15 protein-coding genes and 1 other RNA gene are annotated in these 22153 nt (G+C 44.5%); 6 read left to right on the plus strand and 10 right to left on the minus strand.

Annotated elements, in window-relative coordinates; translation table 11 throughout:
- Positions 1 to 12 precede the first annotated feature (12 nt).
- Positions 13 to 3561, minus strand: a complete 3549-nt coding sequence (gene nifJ, locus T426_RS0121735; protein ID WP_025863598.1) for a pyruvate:ferredoxin (flavodoxin) oxidoreductase — start codon at positions 3559 to 3561, stop codon at positions 13 to 15.
- A 65-nt stretch (positions 3562 to 3626) separates the two neighbouring features.
- Positions 3627 to 4838, minus strand: coding sequence for an AAA family ATPase (locus T426_RS0121740; protein ID WP_234406514.1), 1212 nt, complete (start codon positions 4836 to 4838; stop codon positions 3627 to 3629).
- 448 nt (positions 4839 to 5286) lie between these two features.
- Between T426_RS0121740 and phoB the strand changes: the two genes are divergently transcribed.
- Positions 5287 to 6024: a two-component system response regulator PhoB gene (gene phoB / locus T426_RS0121745; RefSeq protein WP_211253581.1), complete on the plus strand. Its 738-nt coding sequence runs from the start codon at positions 5287 to 5289 to the stop codon at positions 6022 to 6024.
- A 76-nt stretch (positions 6025 to 6100) separates the two neighbouring features.
- Here the strand turns inward: phoB and rho are convergent, their stop codons facing one another.
- Entirely contained in the window at positions 6101 to 7861 is a 1761-nt protein-coding gene (gene rho / locus T426_RS0121750; protein WP_025863595.1) for a transcription termination factor Rho, read from the minus strand.
- Between the two features lie 455 nt (positions 7862 to 8316).
- Here rho and T426_RS0121755 point away from each other — a divergent pair, with 455 nt between their 5' ends.
- The 3 genes from T426_RS0121755 (at position 8317) to ssrA (ending at position 10481) form a co-directional block, all read left to right on the plus strand.
- The gene (locus tag T426_RS0121755) at positions 8317 to 9186 is read left to right on the plus strand and encodes a sigma-70 family RNA polymerase sigma factor (RefSeq protein WP_025863594.1); all 870 of its coding nucleotides are present in this window, start codon (positions 8317 to 8319) and stop codon (positions 9184 to 9186) included.
- A gap of 169 nt (positions 9187 to 9355) precedes the next feature.
- On the plus strand, positions 9356 to 10006 hold the full coding sequence (gene rpe / locus T426_RS0121760; protein ID WP_025863593.1) for a ribulose-phosphate 3-epimerase: 651 nt from the start codon (positions 9356 to 9358) through the stop codon (positions 10004 to 10006).
- A gap of 78 nt (positions 10007 to 10084) precedes the next feature.
- Positions 10085 to 10481: a transfer-messenger RNA gene (ssrA, locus tag T426_RS25665) on the plus strand.
- A 73-nt stretch (positions 10482 to 10554) separates the two neighbouring features.
- Here the strand turns inward: ssrA and T426_RS0121765 are convergent.
- Both T426_RS0121765 and T426_RS0121770 read right to left on the minus strand, forming a co-directional pair.
- Positions 10555 to 10917, minus strand: a complete 363-nt coding sequence (locus tag T426_RS0121765; RefSeq protein WP_025863592.1) for an Mth938-like domain-containing protein — start codon at positions 10915 to 10917, stop codon at positions 10555 to 10557.
- Between the two features lie 90 nt (positions 10918 to 11007).
- A complete protein-coding gene (locus T426_RS0121770) occupies positions 11008 to 11703 on the minus strand; it encodes a PP2C family protein-serine/threonine phosphatase (protein ID WP_025863591.1) in 696 nt (231 codons plus the stop codon).
- Positions 11704 to 12583: 880 nt separating this feature from the next.
- Here T426_RS0121770 and T426_RS0121780 point away from each other — a divergent pair.
- On the plus strand, positions 12584 to 13066 hold the full coding sequence (locus T426_RS0121780; RefSeq protein WP_025863590.1) for an aminoacyl-tRNA deacylase: 483 nt from the start codon (positions 12584 to 12586) through the stop codon (positions 13064 to 13066).
- Between the two features lie 85 nt (positions 13067 to 13151).
- On the opposite strand, the gene T426_RS0121785 is transcribed toward T426_RS0121780, so the two are convergent.
- The 3 genes from T426_RS0121785 to T426_RS0121795 form a co-directional block, all read right to left on the minus strand.
- Positions 13152 to 15332: a tetratricopeptide repeat protein gene (locus T426_RS0121785; RefSeq protein ID WP_027586282.1), complete on the minus strand. Its 2181-nt coding sequence runs from the start codon at positions 15330 to 15332 to the stop codon at positions 13152 to 13154.
- 214 nt (positions 15333 to 15546) lie between these two features.
- The gene (locus tag T426_RS24720) at positions 15547 to 17862 is read right to left on the minus strand and encodes a GH92 family glycosyl hydrolase (protein ID WP_025863587.1); all 2316 of its coding nucleotides are present in this window, start codon (positions 17860 to 17862) and stop codon (positions 15547 to 15549) included.
- Positions 17863 to 18041: 179 nt separating this feature from the next.
- Complete coding sequence (locus tag T426_RS0121795) at positions 18042 to 18620, minus strand: HdeD family acid-resistance protein (protein WP_025863586.1); 579 nt, start codon at positions 18618 to 18620, stop codon at positions 18042 to 18044.
- A 180-nt stretch (positions 18621 to 18800) separates the two neighbouring features.
- Here T426_RS0121795 and T426_RS24725 point away from each other — a divergent pair, with 180 nt between their 5' ends.
- A complete protein-coding gene (locus tag T426_RS24725) occupies positions 18801 to 19787 on the plus strand; it encodes an isoaspartyl peptidase/L-asparaginase family protein (protein ID WP_025863585.1) in 987 nt (328 codons plus the stop codon).
- Between the two features lie 68 nt (positions 19788 to 19855).
- On the opposite strand, the gene T426_RS24730 is transcribed toward T426_RS24725, so the two are convergent.
- Positions 19856 to 20950, minus strand: a complete 1095-nt coding sequence (locus T426_RS24730) for a glycoside hydrolase family protein (RefSeq protein ID WP_025863584.1) — start codon at positions 20948 to 20950, stop codon at positions 19856 to 19858.
- A gap of 21 nt (positions 20951 to 20971) precedes the next feature.
- Positions 20972 to 22108, minus strand: a complete 1137-nt coding sequence (locus T426_RS0121810) for a carbohydrate-binding family 9-like protein (RefSeq protein ID WP_025863583.1) — start codon at positions 22106 to 22108, stop codon at positions 20972 to 20974.
- Positions 22109 to 22153 lie beyond the last annotated feature (45 nt).

Raw genomic sequence — 22153 nt, forward strand, 5'->3', positions numbered from 1 at the left:
TTGAGCTTTAAATTATTCCTCAAGAGCCCAGTCCATAGCAGCCATACGCTGGTATGAACGGTAACGCCATTTGGCATTCGACTCAGCAGCTTTGAAGAGCTGATCGGCTTCAGCCGGGAACGACTTCTTCAGTGCAGTATAACGTACCTCACCATTCAGGAAGTCCTGGAATTTGCTCCAATCCGGCTCTTTCGAATCAAGCTGGAACGGATTCTTGCCTTCTTCCTCGAGCAGAGGATTGAAACGGAAAAGCGACCAGTAACCACTATCAACGGCACGTTTTTCTTCTTCCTGTGAGCGTCCCATTGAGCTACGCAATCCGTGAGCAATACAAGGTGCGTAAGCAATAATCAACGACGGTCCTGGATAAGCTTCAGCTTCGCGCAGCGCTTTCAGGTATTGTGACTGGCTTGAGCCCATTGCCACCTGAGCAACATATACGTAACCGTAGCTCATCGCCATAGCTCCCAGGTCTTTTTTCCGGATTTTCTTACCGGAAGCGGCAAACTTAGCTACAGCACCAACCGGAGTTGATTTCGAAGCCTGTCCACCGGTATTCGAGTAAACCTCGGTATCGAGAACCAATACGTTCACATCTTCACCTGACGCCAATACGTGATCCAAACCTCCGTAGCCGATATCGTAAGCCCATCCGTCACCACCGAAGATCCACATCGATTTCTTCACGAGATACTGCTTCAATGATTCGATCTCTTTTGCGTAAGCTGCATCTTTTCCTTTGATCGCATCCAGCACTTTCGCGGTAGCTTCTTCTGATTTCTCAGCATTGGCCATACTTTCCAACCATTCGGTGAAAGCTTCGCGTTCAGCATCCGAAACGCCGTTATTGAGCGCTTTACTCATCACATTGGCCAGTCGTTCACGTTGTGCTTTTACACCTTCGGCCATACCGAAACCATATTCGGCGTTGTCTTCGAAGAGCGAGTTTGCCCAAGCAGGTCCGTGTCCACTCTCGTTGTTCGAGCAGTACGGAGTTGCCGGAGCCGAACCACCGTAAATAGACGAACAACCGGTAGCATTGGCAATCATCATGCGCTCACCGAAGAGCTGAGTTGTCAATTTTACGTAAGGTGTTTCACCACAACCGGCACAAGCACCAGAGAATTCGAAGAGAGGCTGTGCAAACTGCGAATTCTTAACCGTTTTATTCTTGTCAACCAACTTGTCTTTGTACGATACGTTGGCTGCAAAATAATCCCAACGCTCTACTTCCGCTTCCTGAGTACCCAGCGGCTTCATTACCAATGCTTTTTCCTTGGCCGGACAAACATCGGCACAGTTACTACATCCTGTACAATCGAGTGGATCTACCTGAATACGGAATTGCAATCCGGCAAATTGTTTTCCATTGGCTTTAATGGTTTCGGTTCCGGCAGGAACACCAGCCATTTCTTCCTCATTTACCAGGAATGGACGAATGGCAGCGTGAGGACAAACATACGCACACTGGTTACACTGGATACAGTTTTCCGGTACCCATTCCGGCACATCAACGGCAATACCACGTTTCTCGAAAGCAGTAGTTCCGGCTGGGAACGTACCGTCTTCGATTCCTTTGAATGTAGAAACCGGCAGGTCATCGCCTTTCTGTGCATTAATGACATCAACCACATTCTTGATGAAATCAGGACGACCACTAATCGTTGCAGCGTCTTCGTTTGCGCTCAGCTTGGCCCATTCAGCAGGAACGTCGATTTTTTGTACGTTTTTACCTCCGGCATCAACGGCAGCAAAGTTCATGTTGACAATGGTCTCACCTTTATTACCATACGATTTAACAATCGCTTTCTTCATTTCATCTACAGCCATTTCGTAAGGAATGACTCCCGTGATTTTAAAGAAAGCCGACTGCATGATGGTATTGGTACGGTTACCCAAACCAATTTCGGTAGCCAGCTTGGTACCATTGATGATATAGAAACTAATGTCGTTCTCTGCCATGTAACGTTTCATGTGATCCGGCAGACGTTTCTTCGTTTCTTCTTCATCCCAGATGGTATTCAACAGGAAGGAACCACCTTTTTTCAATCCTTTCAATACTTCGTATTGATTTAGATAAGCCGGTACGTGACAGGCAACGAAGTCAGGTGTAGTAATTAGATAGGTCGAACGAATTGGCGCGTCACCGAAACGCAGGTGTGATGCGGTAAAACCACCTGATTTTTTCGAGTCGTAAGCGAAATACGCCTGGCAGTATTTGTCGGTTGAACCACCGATGATTTTGATGGAGTTTTTGTTTGCACCAACCGTACCATCCGATCCCAGACCGTAGAATTTTGCTTCGTACAGCTCATCAGGAGATACTTTTACCTCGGGCAGTAAAGGCAGCGATTTGAAGGTCACGTCGTCTTCGATACCAACGGTAAATTGATTTTTTGGTTCGGGCAATTCCAGGTTATTGTAAATCGAAATGATTTGCGCGGGTGTAGTATCTTTTGATCCTAATCCGTAACGACCACCTACTACCAGCGGAGCATCTTTCTGGCCATAAAATACGTCGCGAACATCGAGATACAAAGGCTCACCGTTTGCTCCCGGCTCTTTAGTCCGATCGAGAACAGAAATACGTTTTACTGACTTAGGCAGTACATTGAGGAAGTATTTGGTTGAGAACGGACGATACAAATGAACTGTAACCAAACCTACTTTTTTACCCTGACCTGTCAGGTAATCGATGGTTTCGCGGATGGTTTCGGTAACCGAGCCCATTGCCATGATGATATTTTCAGCATCAGGTGCACCGTAATAAGTAAACGGATGATATTCACGACCAGTAAGTTTGCTGACTTCCTTCATGTAGTCTTCAACAATATCCGGAACGGCATCGTAGAATACATTCGAAGCCTCTTTTGCCTGGAAGAAAATATCAGGGTTCTGTGCGGTACCACGGGTCACCGGATGTTCCGGGTTTAAGGCACGGTCACGGAATTCCTGTAAAGCTTCCATATCAACCAGCGGTGCCAAATCATCATTTTCCAGCACTTCGATTTTCTGAATCTCGTGCGAAGTACGGAAACCATCGAAGAAGTGAACGAAAGGCACACGACTCTTAATGGTTGAAAGGTGAGCGATACCGGCCAAATCCATTGCTTCCTGAACGGAACCTGAAGCCAGCATGGCAAAACCCGTTTGACGGGCTGCGTAAACGTCACTATGATCGCCAAAGATTGACAATGCATGCGTTGCCAAAGCACGGGCACTTACGTGGAATACGGTAGGTAAAAGTTCGCCCGCAATTTTATACATATTGGGGATCATCAGCAAAAGCCCTTGCGATGCAGTATACGTTGTGGTAAGTGCACCCGACTGCAGTGCACCGTGGACAGCACCGGATGCTCCACCCTCACTCTGCATTTCTGCCAGACGAACCGGTTGTCCAAAAAGGTTTTCACGGCCTTTAGCCGCCCACTCATCTACGCTTTCCGCCATGGGAGATGACGGCGTAATGGGATAAATACAAGCTACTTCGCTAAAAATATAGCTGACGTGTGAAGCAGCGTAGTTACCATCACAGGTTATGAACTTTTTTTTGTTTGCCATTTGATTTTGACTTTAAAAGTATAATAATCGTTTGTCGTATAATTAGTTGAATCGTAAATCCTTTTTCAATACAGAAAACCAAAAAGCCACAATGGAATGATGTTGCCATCACCGATTTCAATCATATCGGCCGCTCCATATTGCTTCATTTTTTCTGGCTGTGTATATTTTCCTCCCACCCAGAAATCGTATTTTCCGTCGACACGGAAATCGGCCTCCGGCGTCGAGGTCAATTTATGCTGATATCCCACCTGATTATAGAAAAATGTTTGCCTCAGGTTACGGTTATTAATATTTTCGGGAGCGATGGCATGCAGCAGATTGGTGTTGTGCAGGTATACCAGGTCGGGTTTCTTTAACTGTCCGTTATTACCATTCGGAAAAAGCATGTTGATAAGTCGTGCATTTTTCAGGTAACGGAGGTAATTCAGTACGGTTGCCCGTGATGTCTCCACTTCGGAGCTCAATTTACTCACATTTGGGGCCAAAGGCATCTGAGCACTGATGATCTGCAACAGCTTTCGCAGTTTTGGCAAATATTTTAACTCTATCTGGTTGAGATACGTCACGTCAATTTCAAGAGCCAGGTTCACATGCTTCAATAAATTCTCTGTATAAAAAACCTGGTTGTTGATAAAGTAAGGGTAATAACCGAATTTCAAATAATCGGGGAAATATGCCAACGGCCTTACTTCACTAATGATATCCCGAACAATTTCCTCGTGCCGGTTAATAATATCTTCCAACGTAACTTTTGAGAAGCTTTTCCCCGCACGGTAATTTAAATATTCGCGAAACGAAAGACCTTCCAGATGATAAACACGGGCGATGTCTTTTAACGCCTCGTTTCCTTCAATCACACGAAGAACCGGCGAACCACTGAAAATAATTTTCAATCCGGGCAATTCATCATAGCACTGACGCAACTCGGTTGCCCATTCCGGATACTTGTGAACCTGATCAAGTATCAGCACTTTCCCACCCCGTTTGTAAAATTCGTCGGCAAATGAAAAAATACGACGCTTAGTGAAATAGAAATGATTCAGGTTGACATACAGACAGCTCTTGTCTTCGCCAAAATGTTCCCTTACATATTCCAGCAGAAAGGTAGTCTTTCCTACTCCTCTGAATCCTTTAATACCAATCAGGCGATGTTCCCAATCAATATCTTCGACCAGTTCCCGGTGAATCAATTCATTTGATTCACGGACTAAATAGCGATGTGTGTTAAGAAAGTATTCCACCTTGAGTAAACTATTTTCAACAAAAATAAACATTCACATCACCATTTTGCTATCCATAGATTACAATTTTGTCTTTTGAATGCAATTTATATCTGGTAAAAATAAAAGTAACATTTCATCAAGATATGAACATTATGATATTCAACAAGGTGTGATTTTGCTTTTTATTATTTTTTAACCTTCCCAGCACACCTTTTAAGACCTGATAATATGCACATTAACTCCAATCTGTTGATTTGTAATACAAATGATACATCTTTTTATCCGCAATGAAACAACATCACATTATTCTTGCTATTGGAAACTAACGGCACGAACAGTAGATTCTGAAACGAAGATTGCTTCGAAAAACTGAACTTATTGAGAAGACATCTTTTCACTTTAGTTATGTTTTCCATAACCAACATTTCATAAGGGATTTATCTACAGCAATGAATTTCGAAACAACCCGGTTACCGGGTGTCAATTTTATTTTGATTCCATGAAAACAACAATATTTGAGCAACCAGTAACCATGCGACCTGACCAGATAAGAGCCAGCCATATTTTAGTAGTTGATGATGAAGCCGACCTGTGTGAAATTCTTCAATTCAATTTAGAGAGTGAAGGATTTAATGTGGATACCGCTTACTCAGCTGAAGAGGCACTTGAACTCCCCTTAGAAAAATATGACCTGATTTTGCTGGACGTAATGATGGGCGAAATCTCGGGGTTTAAACTGGCCAACATTCTGAAGAAAGATGAAAGACTAAAAAATATTCCGGTCATATTTGTGACTGCCAAAAGCACGGAAAATGACACACTGACCGGCTTCAATCTCGGAGCCGAAGATTATATTTCCAAACCCTTCTCGGTAAAAGAGGTTATTGCCCGGGTAAAGGTTACATTGCGGCATCTGAAGAACCGCCCCGAAAACAAAACATCCGTAATTAATATTGGTGACCTGAAAATCTTTCCCGAAGAAAAGAAACTGGTCATTGATGGTCGAACCATAAATCTGACCAAAAAGGAGTTTGAAATTCTACTGCTACTATGCCAGCATCCTGGTAAGGTATTTACCCGGGAAAAGATACTCACTCAAATATGGGAACATGAATCGTATATTCTCGACCGGACGGTTGATGTAAATATTACACGCCTGCGGAAAAAGATTGGAAGTCATAGTAAAAAGATTGTCACCCGCCAGGGATACGGTTACTGCTTTGAACAGGACCGCTAAACGCGAAAATTTACATTGAAAAAAGGCGGATTCAACAAGAGAATCCGCCTTTTCTATATATCTGAAATGATTTTGACTAATTGTCATTCATCGAAACCAGGAATTCTTCGTTGCTCGAAGTTTTCTGGAGACGATCTTTCAGGAACTGCATAGCCTCAACAGAGTTCATATCGGTAAGGTAATTACGCAGAATCCAGATTTTATCCAGTGCATATTTTTCCATCAGCAGATCCTCGCGACGCGTACTTGAAGCGGTAATATCCACTGCCGGGAAGATACGACGGTTGGACAATTTCCGATCGAGCTGAAGTTCCATGTTACCGGTTCCTTTAAACTCTTCGAAAATCACATCATCCATTTTTGAACCGGTTTCGGTAAGCGCCGTTGCCAGAATTGTCAATGAACCGCCCTCTTCAATGTTACGGGCAGCACCGAAGAAGCGCTTCGGTTTGTGTAGTGCGTTGGCATCAACACCACCCGACAATACTTTACCAGATGCCGGAGCTACGGTGTTATAAGCACGGGCCAGACGAGTAATCGAGTCAAGCAAAATAACCACATCATGACCACATTCCACCATACGCTTGGCTTTTTCGAGCACCATATTGGCTACACGTACGTGACGCTCTGCCGGTTCATCAAAAGTTGACGAAATCACTTCGGCATTCACACTGCGGGCCATGTCGGTCACCTCTTCCGGACGCTCATCAATCAGCAAAACAATCATGTAAACTTCCGGATGATTGCCGGCAATAGCGTTAGCAATCTCTTTCAGTAATACCGTTTTACCGGTTTTCGGCTGGGCTACAATCAAACCACGCTGTCCTTTACCGATGGGTGAGAACATATCAACTACCCGGCTCGATAAACTCGAATAACCTTTTCCGGTGACATTGAATTTTTCATCGGGGAAAAGCGGTGTCAGGTGATCAAACGGTACCCGGTCACGAATATACTCAGGACTGCGACCGTTGATCTCCACTACTTTAATCAGCGGGAAATATTTTTCACCCTCTTTCGGAGGACGTATGGCACCAGTCACGTTATCGCCGGTTTTCAAACCGAAGAGTTTAATCTGCGACTGCGAAACGTAAATATCGTCAGGTGAATTCAAATAGTTGTAATCCGAAGAACGAAGGAATCCATAACCATCCTGCATAATTTCCAAAACACCGGAAGCCTGGATAATTCCATCAAATTCAAAAGCCTTTTCATTATCCCGCTGACGTCCTCCCTGGTTTTGTGTATTCCGGTGAGGAGCAGGAGCCTGACGCTGTTGCTGAGGCTGATGCGGATATTTAGATGGCCCCCCCTGGTCACGGTCGTTCCGCTCCCTGCGGGAATCATCTTTACGAGAATCGTCCCTGCGTGGTTTTGGCGCGGGATCAGATGATCCTGAAAACCGGTTATCTGCCGGTTTGGAACTTTCCATCGGTCGTTTTTCTGCTGGACGTTTTTCAGCCGGAGATGCATATTCCTGGTCCCGCCCTACTCGCGGCCGGCGCGAGCGACGACGGTCATTCTTATCGTCATTTGATTTAGAACGGTGTCCTTCGTTAACCACGGGCGTGGCTTTTCTTACCGGAGGAGTTTCAACCGGTTTTTCTACAGGTGAAATATTTTTATCAACTTCAGCCTTGTCTGTCTTGGGACCTTTCTTTGGGGCGGGTTTTTTATCAGCCGTCTTGCCCTCAGAAGCAAGAATGGCCTGTGTATCCAGTATTTTATAGATAAGGTCTTGCTTCTTAAATGACTCAACTCTTTTAATTTTCAACTCCTTAGCAATATCCCGTAACTCGGGAACCAGTTTCTTGCTAAGCTCAAGAATGTCGTACATGTTATTATGATTTAACTTAACATAAAGCCCTGATTTCCCACTGAGTATAATATTTTGGGAAAGTGGCACATTAAAAAATTCCTTATTGATTTATTGGAAGAAGAAAAAGGGACTTGTTTAGTAAAACGAATAATCGAATTTTCTGCAATTATAAGTAAATGCTTTAAATTCACAAAAGTTCACGCACTTTTTTTCAAATATGCGTTATTTTCATCGTATTAAAAAATGTTTTTTCTGCGAACATGCTTTTAAACACCACAACAGTAAGCCTGCGATTACGTTATAAGTTAAGAAATAATTTGCAATATGAAGCACTTTCTTTGATGAAAATCATTTTTTTATATAAATTCACATTCAATAACTTTTTACATCAACCATTATAACCATGAGGCGTAATTGCCGTATATTCTAAAAACCAAAACTAAAATTGTTTCGTCAAAGTCTTACATTCACCTATGAGGCAGCTGAAAATAACAAAACAAGTAACCAACCGCGAAGCTCTATCGCTTGATAAGTACCTCCACGAGATAGGAAAGGTAGAATTATTAACAGCCGATGAAGAAGTAACCCTGGCTAAACGTATCAAAAAAGGTGACCGAAAGGCGCTGGAAAGACTCGTAAATGCCAATCTCCGATTCGTCGTTTCAGTATCCAAACAATACCAAAATCAGGGACTGAGCCTTCCCGATTTAATTAACGAAGGTAACCTCGGACTCATCAAAGCAGCACAACGTTTTGATGAAACCAGGGGTTTTAAATTTATTTCCTATGCCGTTTGGTGGATACGTCAATCTATCCTTCAGGCATTAGCCGAACAATCACGCATTGTGCGATTGCCGTTGAACAAGATTGGCTCTATCAACAAGATTAACAAAACCTTTGCTCAACTCGAGCAAGAGTTTCAACGTGAGCCATCGCCTGAAGAAGTAGCTAAAATTCTGGATCTGCACCCCAAAGTAGTGGAAGATTCCATGAATGCCAGCAACCATCACGTTTCGATGGATGCTCCTCTAAAAGAAGATGAGAATACTGGCAATAACCTGTATGACATCATGTTCAGCGATGATTCTCCAAGTCCGGATACGAAGCTCATTGGCGAATCACTTCGGGAAGAAATTGAGCGCTCATTGGCAACACTGGGTGAGCGGGAAGCTGAAGTACTCCGTTATTATTTCGGGTTGAACGGATATCGCCCACACACGCTCGAAGAAATTGGTCAGGAATTTGACTTGACTCGTGAGCGCGTTAGGCAAATAAAGGAAAAAGCCATCAAGAAACTGAAAAATCAGTACCGGAACCGGTTACTGAAATCCTATCTGGGGTAACCAAAAATATTATGAAAGCCGGTACTTACCGGCTTTTTTATTTCCCTGCAGATTTCAACTATATTTGTGTCATTGTTAAAAGACTGAGTTGAACATTAACTCGTCTGGTTTGGTGAACAATCAACCGAAAATTCCGTTAGCAACGGTATAAATTATCTTGAATAAATCCATGGAAAAACTGATAGCACCGTCCATTCTGGCTTCTGATTTTACCCGATTGGGAAACGAAATCGAAATGTTGAATCAAAGTGATGCCGATTACATTCATTGCGATGTAATGGATGGTGTTTTTGTGCCCAATATCTCTTTCGGAATTCCGGTAATCGATCAGATCAATAAAATAGCCAATAAACCGTTGGATGTGCATTTAATGATTGTTGATCCTGACCGGTACATCAAAGCATTTAAAAAAGCAGGTGCCGATATCCTTACGGTTCATTACGAAGCGTGCACACACCTGCATCGTACCGTTCAGTCCATTAAGGATGAAGGAATGCGCGCCAGTGTCTGCCTGAATCCGCACACTCCCATTCATTTACTGGAAGATATCATTCAGGAACTGGACATGGTGTTACTGATGTCGGTCAATCCCGGATTCGGAGGACAAAAATTCATTGAACATACCTACCACAAGGTATCGCAACTGCGGCAACTCATCGAAAAAAGAAACACCAATACATTGATTGAAGTGGATGGTGGTGTAAACTACGAAACCGGGAAAAAACTGTTCGAAGCAGGAGCCAATGTTCTGGTAGCCGGAAGCTTTGTTTTTGGTTCTGAAAATCCGACCGAAACAATTCGCAACCTGAAAAATTTGTAAGTCTGTTTTCCTCTTTTCTTTTCGACGGTTACACGTTGACATCTCTGCAATATTTTGTACTTTTGTATCCCGCATCTCGGGGCTGACTGGTTTTGACAGCGGGATGAAGAGGTGCGTAAGCATGCCGAGCTTTGGAGGTTGGCTCGATAATCTCAATTTCCAGACTCTTAATTGGCGAAAACAATTACGCTCTCGCAGCTTAATCGAATAATAGTAGATAAGCATCTTCCGGCATTAGATGCTGGAACGAGACATCTCCCGGGTGCTAACGTCCTGAAGCGGCCCGAACCGGAGGTGCAGAAAAATCGGGAATAGCAGGCAGTTTGCTCCGCGCAGCCTGTGAAATGAAAGGAGCTAAGGTGCCGGTTGGTGGCTTTGATCCTGCCGACACTCGAAAATCAAGTCAGAGCTAAGCATGTAGAAAGCGTATTGCTTCCTCGTTTGGACCGGGGTTCGATTCCCCGCAGCTCCACAATTCAATGGGTATCCAGTTTTGGGTACCTCTTTTTTTGCCTGAAAATTTCTGGTTTACATCCTGCTTGTCAGCTTTAGCACGTAGTATGGAACATTCCACATGCTGGTTTGTCGTATTTGTTCCAGTACTTAATGGCTTTAGGCGTGGGTAGTACAATGAGTAAGCAATTTTGATCGCTCAAATACTGAATGGCATCCTCAGAAAAGGTGACCTGATCGTACTGCCCTGCCCCCACAATCATCCGTTCGGCTCCCGCTTCATAGAGATGGTGGGCTTCGTCGAGCGAAACCCGGTGTGAGGTACCATACTTTTCTTTCGAGAGGTTCTTTTTTCGCTTCTCGACCGAGCCGTCGAGGCGAATGACTACATCATGTTCATAACGTTGTCCATCGATGGAGATGCAGCCAAATTCGGTGTAATCAATAACAGGCTTCATTTCGGATTCATATTTTTAGTTGATACACAAGCGATGCCATCTTTCGCATCAAGGTTATACCGGAATTATTGGGGACTCCGGCCTTTTCTTCTATCCCATCCTTACCAGGATATATGAAGCATCATCGCTGTTGTTTCCCTCCATCAGGCGATGCAGCTCTTCTCTCACCCGTTCCAGCTCCGGCAACTTCAATGTAGGGTAAAAAGCCTCATGGCTTTGTTCCATAACGCTGTAAAAACCATCGGAACAAAGAAGAAACTGTTTGTCAATAGCGACCTCTACAGGTCTGAAGTCTTCTGCCGAGAGGTAGTCATGTCCCACCCAACGGGTAAGAATATTCGGCATTTCCGGAACATTGTCATCCTCGGTCAAACTGACCATATTTTTTCTGCGAAAAGCGTAAATCCGTGAATCACCAATACTAATCATCTCGGGCAACTGTTTCTCATCAGGGATAAAAAGCGCCGAAATGGTTGTACTGCCGGCAACAAACGTCTTCCGGCAATGCAGATAAGCCAAATAAAGCAATTGCCCCAATCCGTTCTTTTCCTTGCCGAGCCACTCATGATGATACTCTTCCAGAAATTCCATAAAAGTTTCGATGTAGCGGTAACTTTCAGGATAAGAACTGACTCCATCGAAGATGATGAACAAATGGTATCCCGGCTCATCCAGTATGTACACACGGTCTTGATTCCGCTCACGCTGTATTCCTTTTACCGAACCAGTGATATACGAAAGTTTCCGTTTCTCACCCAAATACTTATGTTTTTCGGCCTTTCCCATTCGTATAAGTTACGGAGGCTTTTCGGTATAACACAACCCTTAACGACCAAATTTTTCAATGGATTCATATCATTAAACAGCATAAAAAAAATTCAATCAGCACTGGTACAACATGCAATTTTTCCACTTAAATTTGACTAAGCCGGCAGACAGATTTTCAAAGAACACCGGCAGATGATACCATCAACTATTATTCAATCATTTTAATTTTGGATAACCATGGTAAAAGAAAAAGCTCCGGACAAAAACCGACTTTCAAGGAAAGAACCGGAAATGAATCTGAAAGAAAAACGCAAGGCGAAGAAAGCCAAGCGTGAGAAAAAGGATTTTTAAACGAATCATCAGACAGGTCTCCGCTAGCTGTACCGACAAAGAAAAACCGCCCCGGGTGCCAATGGCTCCGGGGCGGTGCATTTGAAGCACGTAGCTTCCACTAACCTGTTGTTTAAAAAGTTAAAATTGATTTTTCAAATTTCATTAGTCTGAATACCAGAGCAATTCACGAAAAACGCAATTCATATTATCTCATTAAATTCAGTGCACACTAACGACAAACGATATTTATAAAAAAGATAAGGCATTTTGGAGTAAAAGACAATACATAATGATCAATATTGTTCTATAAAAAATTCCATGCCGGCATATCCTCTTATTCTTACGCAGTTGCCTCCAAACCGTATTTTTTCGTAACTTAACCATACTCTCAATCAAAGCAACTAACCAGCCCGAATACTCAAAGCCATCCTTCTCCCCGGCATGTGCGGCATGTACTTCTCTCTTTTACCGCACCCGGATGTAGCAGGCAGGTTCGCCTGACAGAACAGCCGAACCCGACAAACAGGAACACATGCTTTACCAATCAATAAAAGGAGGATTCATCATGCCTGCAAAAAAGTTAAAAGAGTACCTCGACAGCCACCACATCCATTACGAGACCATCAGCCATTCCATGGCGTTCAACGCCCAACGGGTGGCCGCAACCACCCACATTCCCGGAAAGGAGATGGCCAAAACTGTAGTGGTAAAAGTCGATGGCGAAATGTCAATGGCGGTGTTGCCCGCATCGTTTAAGATCGACCTCGACCAGCTGAAAATTGCCACAGGAGCCCACCTGGTTGAACTGGCTTCGGAAATGGAATTCAAAAGCCGTTTCCCCGACTGCGAACCAGGTGCTATGCCTCCGTTCGGCAACCTCTACGACATGCGTGTTTATGTAGCACACAGCCTTTCGGAAGATAAAATGATTGCGTTCAATGCCGGAACGCACATCGAACTGATTCGGATGGCTTACCGCGATTTCGACCAGTTGGTACACCCTACTGTGTTGAAGTTCTCGAAACGTCCGATGGCCCATCATGCCTGACTTCGCTTTCCAAACAACCGAAAAAGCCCTGCCGTTTCCGACAGGGCTTTTATTGTTACTAAATTAACCACCAACAGAAAGCGAACTAATCGGCTGCCTGAATTTTCTTCAGTTGCTCCTGCGGATAAGTTTCATCCGGTTTTAACTGCAAGGCTTTCTGATAATAAAACCTTGCCACCGTAGGATTTTTTTGATGAAAGGCGGTATCCGCTTTGCGAATTTCCTCTTTATATAGATTGTCGATGCTGCTTTGCCGTGCCCCTGCAATAATGGAGGCAATTTCCTTCAAACGCTCGTCGGCCACTGTGTCAGCTTTTATATTAGCTGCCCGCCGGTAATAGAAACGAGCCACTGCATATTCTCCCTTATCAAAGGCATCATCAGCTTTTTCGATGGCAGCAGTAAACTGCCGGCGCTGTTCATCCGATTTCCAATCCTGCATGGCGCGGTCAATCGCCTCCATCTTACGACGTGGATATTTTTCCCAGGGTTTGATATCTAATGCCTTTCGGTAATTCAGACGCGCATTTGCGTAATTTTCCTGCAAAAAACTGTTATCGCCGTTAGCAATGAAAGCCAGGTATTTTTGTTGCATATCAGCGGTAATGTGCGCTGCAATCAATTTGTCACATTCGTTCACCTGCTTTTCGGCATAGGCGTCTCCGGGCTTTTCCTTCAGCGCTTCGAAATAGTAAAAACGGGCTCCCGACCACTCACCTCGCTTAAAGGCCTGTTCTGCCTGAGTAATCTGTTTCTGGTAATCGGTAGAAACATGTGTCGGCTTTGACGCAACAGTACTAACAACCGATGGTGCAGAAGACTGGGAGGCTGCAGCCAGTTGTTGCTGATTCAGCATGTGCTGTGCTTTCAAACCTTTTTCCCGGGCAACCGAATCCTTTTTCAGACTATAGGCCTGACCAAAGAAATTAGCAGCCTGTTCATAGCTGGCTGCTGCAAAAGCCTGATCGCCCTGCTCCATCAAACTCCGAAAATGCTCTTCTTTCGCTCTGGCCTCGGCCAATGCTCGTTGCTGCTCCTGCTGATTTTTCAATAGCACCGAAGCCGAATCGCGAAGCGCGGTCACGGTTGCATCATCGGGCTTCATGCTCAATGCTTCGTTAAAAATATCGACTGCCGAGCGATAGTTCTTCGCCTCCAGCTGTTGATTTCCCCTGGAAACTGCACCGGTAAAAGCTGCTGCCAGCGAAGCATTCCGGGCAATCAAACGGTTGATTTCGGCAATCTGCCGATGCGGTTCTTCGCTGCTGGGCAAAATCTTCAGCGCCTGCTGATAAGCCAGTTTTGCATTAGGGTATTCCTTCAGGCCAAAAAGACTGTCTGCCTTGTTCATGGCCTGACTAAAAGCTTTGTCTTTAGCAGCGGCTTCGGCAAACAACCGCGCCTTCTCATCAGCCATCGCCTGCAAATGCTCATCGACCAATCTGAGTTTGGCTTGCGCCAAAGAATCGCCAGGCACCAGTTTTAATGCCTTTTGGTAAGCGCTTTTGGCGTCGTCAAACGATTTTTCGTTGAACCGGGTGTCGCCTTCGCTGATATACATGGCATATTGCTGTTTGGATGTATCCGGTTCCTTTTCGTTAGACTTTACTTCCTTCTCGGCATCGCGAATCTTTTTCTTCAAGTCTGAATCCCGGGGATCCAAATCCTTCGCCTGTTTAATCGCTGCCATGGCCAGCGCCCATTGTCCCTGGGTCTGATACTCCTCCGCCCGTGCCAACTGAGCATCTACTTTTCGCTCTATATTTTCAGCGACAGCTTTTTCAATCTGATGATGAATTTTTTTATCGCTGTAAATTGCTTCCGCCATAAATCCATCTACGTCCTTCGAGTAATGAATTTTAGCAATAGGCTTCCGGCTGAATTCGGGATGTAATCCCTCGACAGCCGGATGGAGAATGACCTGGAAACGGAACGGTTTGAAATAGGGATCAACCGACCAAACCTCTTCAGGCACAATTGTCGAGACTTCGAAAATTTTGGTGAAATAGCCTTCATACTGAAAGCCAACTAAGTACTTCTTCTGATAAGAGAGTGTGATGTGGAAATAACCACGGTCATCAAGGTCAATTCCGGGCAGGGCTTTATTATCCGTTTCATTAAAAATGGTAATACGGATACCCTCCGAAACATTCCTATCCGTGGAGGCTCGTCCATCCAGAACAAACAAGTTCTTTTTCTGCGCTGTGGCTTTAGGGGGACCAAACAGGCATAGGACGGCCAACAAGATTAGTAAACGGGGTGTCATAAATCAGGTTTTTTTAGCCGTATCCAAAAAGGAAAAAGCAAATTCACTTATACGAAGATACGACTTTCCGATAACTTATACTGATTTTAAACAATAACAAACCATTTACTACGTTCACTCGCATTATCGAAAAGCGACCCAAAATAAATGACTCCTCCCCGTCAGCTACAATTTCTAATTTATATCAAGCGGTATAGTAGGGTATAATATTCTATTACCATTCCAACGAAAAAGGACGATCGCTACGGGCCGTTCCCCATTTCTTGTTCGGCGTATCTCCCAGTTTCATTTCCAGCACGCCTCCTTTCACGATATCGGAATGCCGGATATAGTTCTTGCGGTATACTTTTCCGTTCAATTTCACCGACTGAATATACAGCTTACCGGAAGAAGCGCCCGGTGCCAGAATAGTAAACTTATTTCCGTTCTCCAGATTTAGTGTGATTTTATCGAATGCTGGTGTGAAAAGCACATACTCCGGAACCGATGGACAAACCTGGTATAAGCCCATGCAGCTGAAAACATACCAGGCCGATATCTGACCGGCATCGTCATTACCGCTCAAGCCACCTGGTCCGTTACTGTATTCATCGTGACGGATTTGTGCCACATGCTCCTGTGTTTTCCATGGTTGTCCGGAATAATTGTACAGAAACGGAATCTGATGCCCCGGTTCGTTTCCATGCCAGTATTGCCCTTTGGCAAAAAATTCATCGAGTTGATGATTGAATTCCTTTTCACCGCCCATCAGTTTCATCAAACCGCCAATATCCTGTGGAACAAACCAAGTGTACTGCCACGGCGTTCCTTCTGAGATAAACGAAGCGCTCTTTTCACGGTCAAAATCCTTGCTCCATGCACCATCGGCATGGCGCCCGCGAACACTTTTCACTGTCGGGTCAAATACATTTTTATAGTTCATCGACCGTTTCCGGAAGAGTTTCTTGTCTTTCCGCTCACCGACCAAACCTGCAACCTGGCTTAGTGCGAAATCATCGTAGGCGTATTCCAGCGTACGCGAAACCTGCTCGCGGTGATGATACGCATCTTTCACCTCATCCTCCAATGGAATGTAGCCGTATTTCAAATAACTGGTGAGTGCCCGGCGACCTTTCCCGTTAATATAGTCAGCTGAATCAGCAGGCGTTTCCATGGCATTCTTCCGTAGAAGTTCGTAATCATCATCCGTTAAATCGATAATGCCTTTCATGGCTGCGTCTGCTAACGTCGCGACGGCATGATCCCCAATCATCTCGGAAGTGTAATTGTTCCACGCCGGAAAAATCGGCAGCCAACCACCACTGAACCCTTTTTCCAGCAACGACTCCATCATATCGTGGCTCCGACCGGGTTGCAGCAAATCGAGCAACGGATGTTCGGCACGAAAAGTGTCCCACATCGAGAAGTCTCCGTAGTATACAAAAGTCTTATCGGTTTCGGTCTGATATTGTTTGTCGAATTTGGGAAATGTGCCGCTGTCGTCAGAAAACTGACGCGGCAACAACATACTGTGGTATAAAGCGGTATAAAACTTCTCTTTGTCTTTGTCCGTGCCACCGGTCACATCAACCCGCTGCAGCACATGATTCCAGATTTGGCGACCTTCTTTCCGGACGTAATCAAAGTTGTGCTCACCAATCTCCATTTCCAGATTATCTTCTGCAGCAGCAAACGAAGTGAAAGATGCTCCGACTTTCAGACTGATTGACTCGCCTGCTGGCTGCGATAACTTTATCCAGGCCCCGATATTCTTTTCATTCTTCACGGTAGTAACACCTGAAAGAATCGAATCTCCTTTCCAAACACCAAAATCAGTAATCTTTTCAGGCAACTTAATAACAAACCAACCATTAAAACCGGCCGGCTCCCCCAGTCCCTGGTAGATGCGATGGACCGGATTATAGCACCTGATTTCATTCCTGGCGGTATCCACTTCAACAAAGCCCTGACCTTCGTCGGAGTTTGGATTGATGAGAATGTACTTTGCTGAATTGGTCATCCAGGTAAACCGCAAAACAGAAGAGTGATTTTCGGCCGTTACTTCTGCATTCACCTTATAATCGTCCAGAAAGACCTGGTAGTAATTCGCTTTGGCTGTTTCACGTTCGTGCGAAAAAGAGGAGGCTCTTTGCTTCACGTCCGGAATTACTTTTCCCGACAACGGCATAATGGTCATACTGCCATAATCCTGGGTACACGAGCCGCTCATCCAATGGCTACCCCTAAATCCCTGTATCTTTGTATCAGCGTAATAATACGGGGCCAGACAATGTGCTTCCGAAACTCGTGTTTGAGGAGTCCACTGCGTCATTCCAAAAGGAAACCCAACACCGGGAATCACTTGTGCATGACTATAATTGCCTCCACCAAATTTTTTCGACGAAGGAGTCGTTGCATCTCCTGTTCCAATTAACGGATTGACAAAAGCAGTCAGATTGCCATGCTCCTCTTCAACGGCATCATACGAAGGAGAGTGGCAGGCGGTTAGTAGAACCAATGGCAGATATGCCAGTACACGGGCAAGAATCATGGCGTTTCAGAAATAGGATTAGAGAATCGATGTTAAGCACTTTCAGCGATTGAATATAGCGATTTTCGCCTGAAACGTCTTAATTTCCTGAAGGTTTCCTGCCCCGTCTTTCTTAAAATTTCCTTAAGTTTTCCCGAAAAGCAAAGTAAAAAAAGAAATCTTAGTTGGTTATCTGACAGTTACAACTCCTTAAAATGTGTGTCCTCGACCTCCCGGCCTTGATATGTTTTCGGTTTACTACTTAATTTCCAAGCCATGTATAACTCAGACACACCGTAAATCAACATTAACACGCCAATGAATGTAAGAATGGTTTCGGCGCTGCTAAACGGATTTGTCAGCATGACGGCTCCAGCAATGATCATTAATATTGAAATGATAAAATAAATCCACGACCAACCGTAATCGTGTCGCGTATTTAAAGCGCCCATCAATTGGAAAATACCAATAAACAGGAATCCTACACCTAGAACAATGACAAATATTTTCACCATGGTAGCCGGAAGCGCCACAAACAGAATTCCGATTATCAAATTGAATACAGCCTGTGTCATCAGCATATTCCGCCCGGAAGGGTTTTTACTTCTCAGCGCAAATAATAAAGACACCAATCCTCCTAACAGGATAAGCAACCCGATATAAACAACAATACTTTGCAAAGTAATATTGGGAACAAACACTGCCAATCCGCCGGCAATCAATGCAATAATCCCACGGATAAGTGCACCTCGATAACTGGTAAACATACGATTCTGCATTTTGAAATGATTTGGTTACGTTTTAATCTTTCGTTTCTAAAAAATACCAATTTCTTTTTACTAAGCCTACTACATCCTCAGTAATTGACATATTAATTACGCAAATCCTTTTTAAAACTAATACACTTTAGAAAAATTCTACATAAGTTGCATTTCGAGTATAAAAATGAATGACGACTTATGATTTCACGAAGAAAATTTTTAGCCGGTTCAGTTGTCGCAACGTCCGGATTACTTCTCAATCAAAAGGTTTCCGTTGCAGCGGAAAAATCAACTTCCTCAACACCATTGAAAGGAAAACCTATCATCATTTCGACATGGAAACACGGACTGCCAGCTAACGAAGCAGCAGCAAAAATTCTGCAGAAAGGTGGCCGTTCGCTGGACGCCGTGGAAGCTGGTGCACGTGTTCCCGAAGCCGATCCCAACATCATGACTGTTGGTTTAGGCGGCTATCCCGATCGCGACGGCTGTGTCACGCTAGACGCCTGCATCATGGACGAAAAAGGAAATGCTGGCTCGGTTACATTTTTGCAAGACATTGTTCACCCGGTTTCGGTGGCCCGGAAAGTGATGGAAGATACGCCCCACGTGATGCTCTCGGGCGAAGGTGCTTTGCAGTTTGCACTGGAAAAAGGTTTTAAGAAGCAAAACCTTCTTACCGATAAAGCCCGTGAGGCCTGGGAAGAGTGGAAAAAGAAATCGAAGTATGAGCCAGTGATCAACATCGAGAACCATGACACCATTTCCATGCTGGCCATCGATACCAACGGCGACCTCTCCGGAGCCTGCACCACCAGCGGAGCCGCTTTTAAAATGCATGGCCGCGTTGGCGATTCCCCCATTATTGGAGCCGGATTATTCTGCGATAACGAAGTGGGAGGAGCCGCCTCAACCGGGATGGGTGAGCTGGTAATGAAAACCGTTGGTAGTTTTCTGGTCGTGGAACTGATGCGAAACGGGATGAGCCCTCAACAGGCCTGTGAGGAAGCCGTTCACCGAATTGCAGAAAAGATTCCGGGTTACGAGAAATTTCAAATCGGGTACATCGCCATTAACAAAGCAGGAGAAACGGGCGCTTACTGTATTCATCCGGGATTTAACTATGCTTTGTGGAAAGATGGTCAAAACACCTTGACCGATGCAATCAGCCTTCTGAAAAAATAAAAAATTAGCGGCACTGTATGCTCATCCAGTGCCGCTTTTTGTTACTGCAATAAACGTATATAAACGAATTAACTCAGGGTCTTCAGTAAATTCCAGTGATTGTCCTTCATTCCATTGTAATCAAATATGGCGATGCCGGCAGCTCCATTCTTTTTCGCAAAATGAATAGCACTTTCCATTTCTGCATCAGTTTTAAAAGCGGGTAAAAACAGGCCGGAAATCAATCCCGCTTTTCCTTTCAAATCGCGGACACCTTTTCGGGTAGCTTTCCCCACCCAACGCGCATCTTCGTTGTAAAAGTTGTTGTATATCATCGGGAAGAACATATCCAGGTTCCAATCGTCCCACGACTGCCGGCAAATAGTACGCGCCAAATCCGGGTACGGAAAAACTGCCGCAGAAATCTTCTTTCCCTGCCCGTGCACTTTTTCTGTCAACCTGTTCACCAAACGGGTTATTCTATCGTAACGGAACTGCCGCCAGTCTTTGCTCTTCGTCGGATCTTTCATTTCGTCCAAATCCTGATCGTACTCTTCCTTGAACTTTTGCTTGCAGGTATCGCAATAGCAGTAATCATACTCCGGAAATTCGTGATCCTGAACCAAATTGTATTTGGGCTGCAAATCTATTGGTAAAATCACATCCGGGTAGCGGATGTAATCGAGGTGAACCGCGTCGACTCCATCAATTGCTGCGCGGGCCATCACCTGACTTTCGATGTACTGATAAACCGCTTCCTGCGAAGGACACAGCCACTGGTAATACTCAACATACGGCCGTTTCTTCAGGCATGAATATCCTTCGCGACTCACCTGATACCATTCGGGATCTTCCTGGGCTTCTTTATCGCCCGGATGATTCATAGTGACATACCAGGCATGAAGCTGGATCCCCAGGGATTTTGTGATCGGAGCCAGTCGTTTGAAATAGTCCAAATCACCATTGGAACACACACCATCGAATCCGTATTCTTTGATTTTGGCATAAGTGTCCTTGAGCTGTTCGTCAGTCCAGTCACTCTTGCCTCCAATCCAAAGCCAAAGCTGATTTCCTTCTGTTTTCCGACGCTTAGGTTCTGCATTCCCGGCCAGCAATTGGTTCCCCGAAAAGGTAACGCCGGCCGCCACAGCCCCGATGGTTTTCAGAAAAGTTCGTTTGTCCATAGTTTATCATTTGGTTAGTTACTAATCGCTCCACGTCCGCCCTTCCTGATTGATGTGCCAATTCTTTCCCGAAAAAGGTGATTGAATTACCGCCTCATACATCTCAGGAGTTGTATATATTTTCACATCAAAAGAACCGGGTGCCTTCTCAATATCCGCAAACTGATTGACATCTGATGCATAACGACGATTGGATGAGACATACCTCCGTTGTGCGTAATAAACCTGTCGCAAAGCCCATTTTACCTCTTCATCACGATTCCATTTGAAGGACGTTTTCCCTTCTCCTGAAGGAATATCTGAAAACTGAACAAAGCCCCACATTTCGGGCAAATGCATATTGACCACTCCCTGCGGCGACCACACCCAGTTATCTTCGGGATACGATAAACCGGTAGCCGGATTTACTTTCTTCTGATATTTTCCATCAACTTTTTCAATCTGCCATTCCACACGCGAAAAGTTTATACGCCATTGCACTCCGTCAGCCGGCCTGGCTTTCAATTCAGCGTAAGCACTTAACGGGAAAGCAATTTCTACCGTCCACTTTTTATCCTTGTCAGAAGGATTATTCAATGTTCCATCTACCAAAACAGCCGAAATGAGTCCTTTCAAATCGTAATTATTCAATACAAAATTGCGATCGCGGTATGGCTGCTCCAGCAATAAATCCCACACCGTATTCAGTGCATTCATCTCATATTCGGTGTAGTTGTGCGTGTCGCCATCCGGATCAATGAACACCTCAAAATCGTTATCGTGAAAAATGACTGCATCCCGCTGTGTTATATTGGCCCAAACGTTGGGCTCTTCCAACTCAGCCGCCACGTATAAAAAATTATCATTCCAAAGCATTTTAGCTCGGGTGCGAAATCGGGGAACCGGTTGTGAACCACCTTCAATGTCCTGAAAATCGTCTGTCCATTCGGCACTTTGCCAGGCTTCTTCATTCAATTTCCCATCGATCTTAAGGGGCTTCGAAGCACGATAACAAACGTAGGTTTTAGGATGAAACGAGCGAACAGGACTCATTATCCGGCTTTTGAAAACTTCTCCGGATTTGATTTTTGATTTGTTTCCTGCATAAACATGGCTGACAAAGAGTAAAATACCACATATCCATGTTACACACCAAACCGTCTTTCGAACACTAGCCATTCCAATTATTCTCACGTTTTTTCAGCATCATTTTTCACATTCACT

It is taken from the genome of Prolixibacter bellariivorans ATCC BAA-1284 (assembly GCF_000621705.1).
Lineage (GTDB): Bacteria > Bacteroidota > Bacteroidia > Bacteroidales > Prolixibacteraceae > Prolixibacter > Prolixibacter bellariivorans.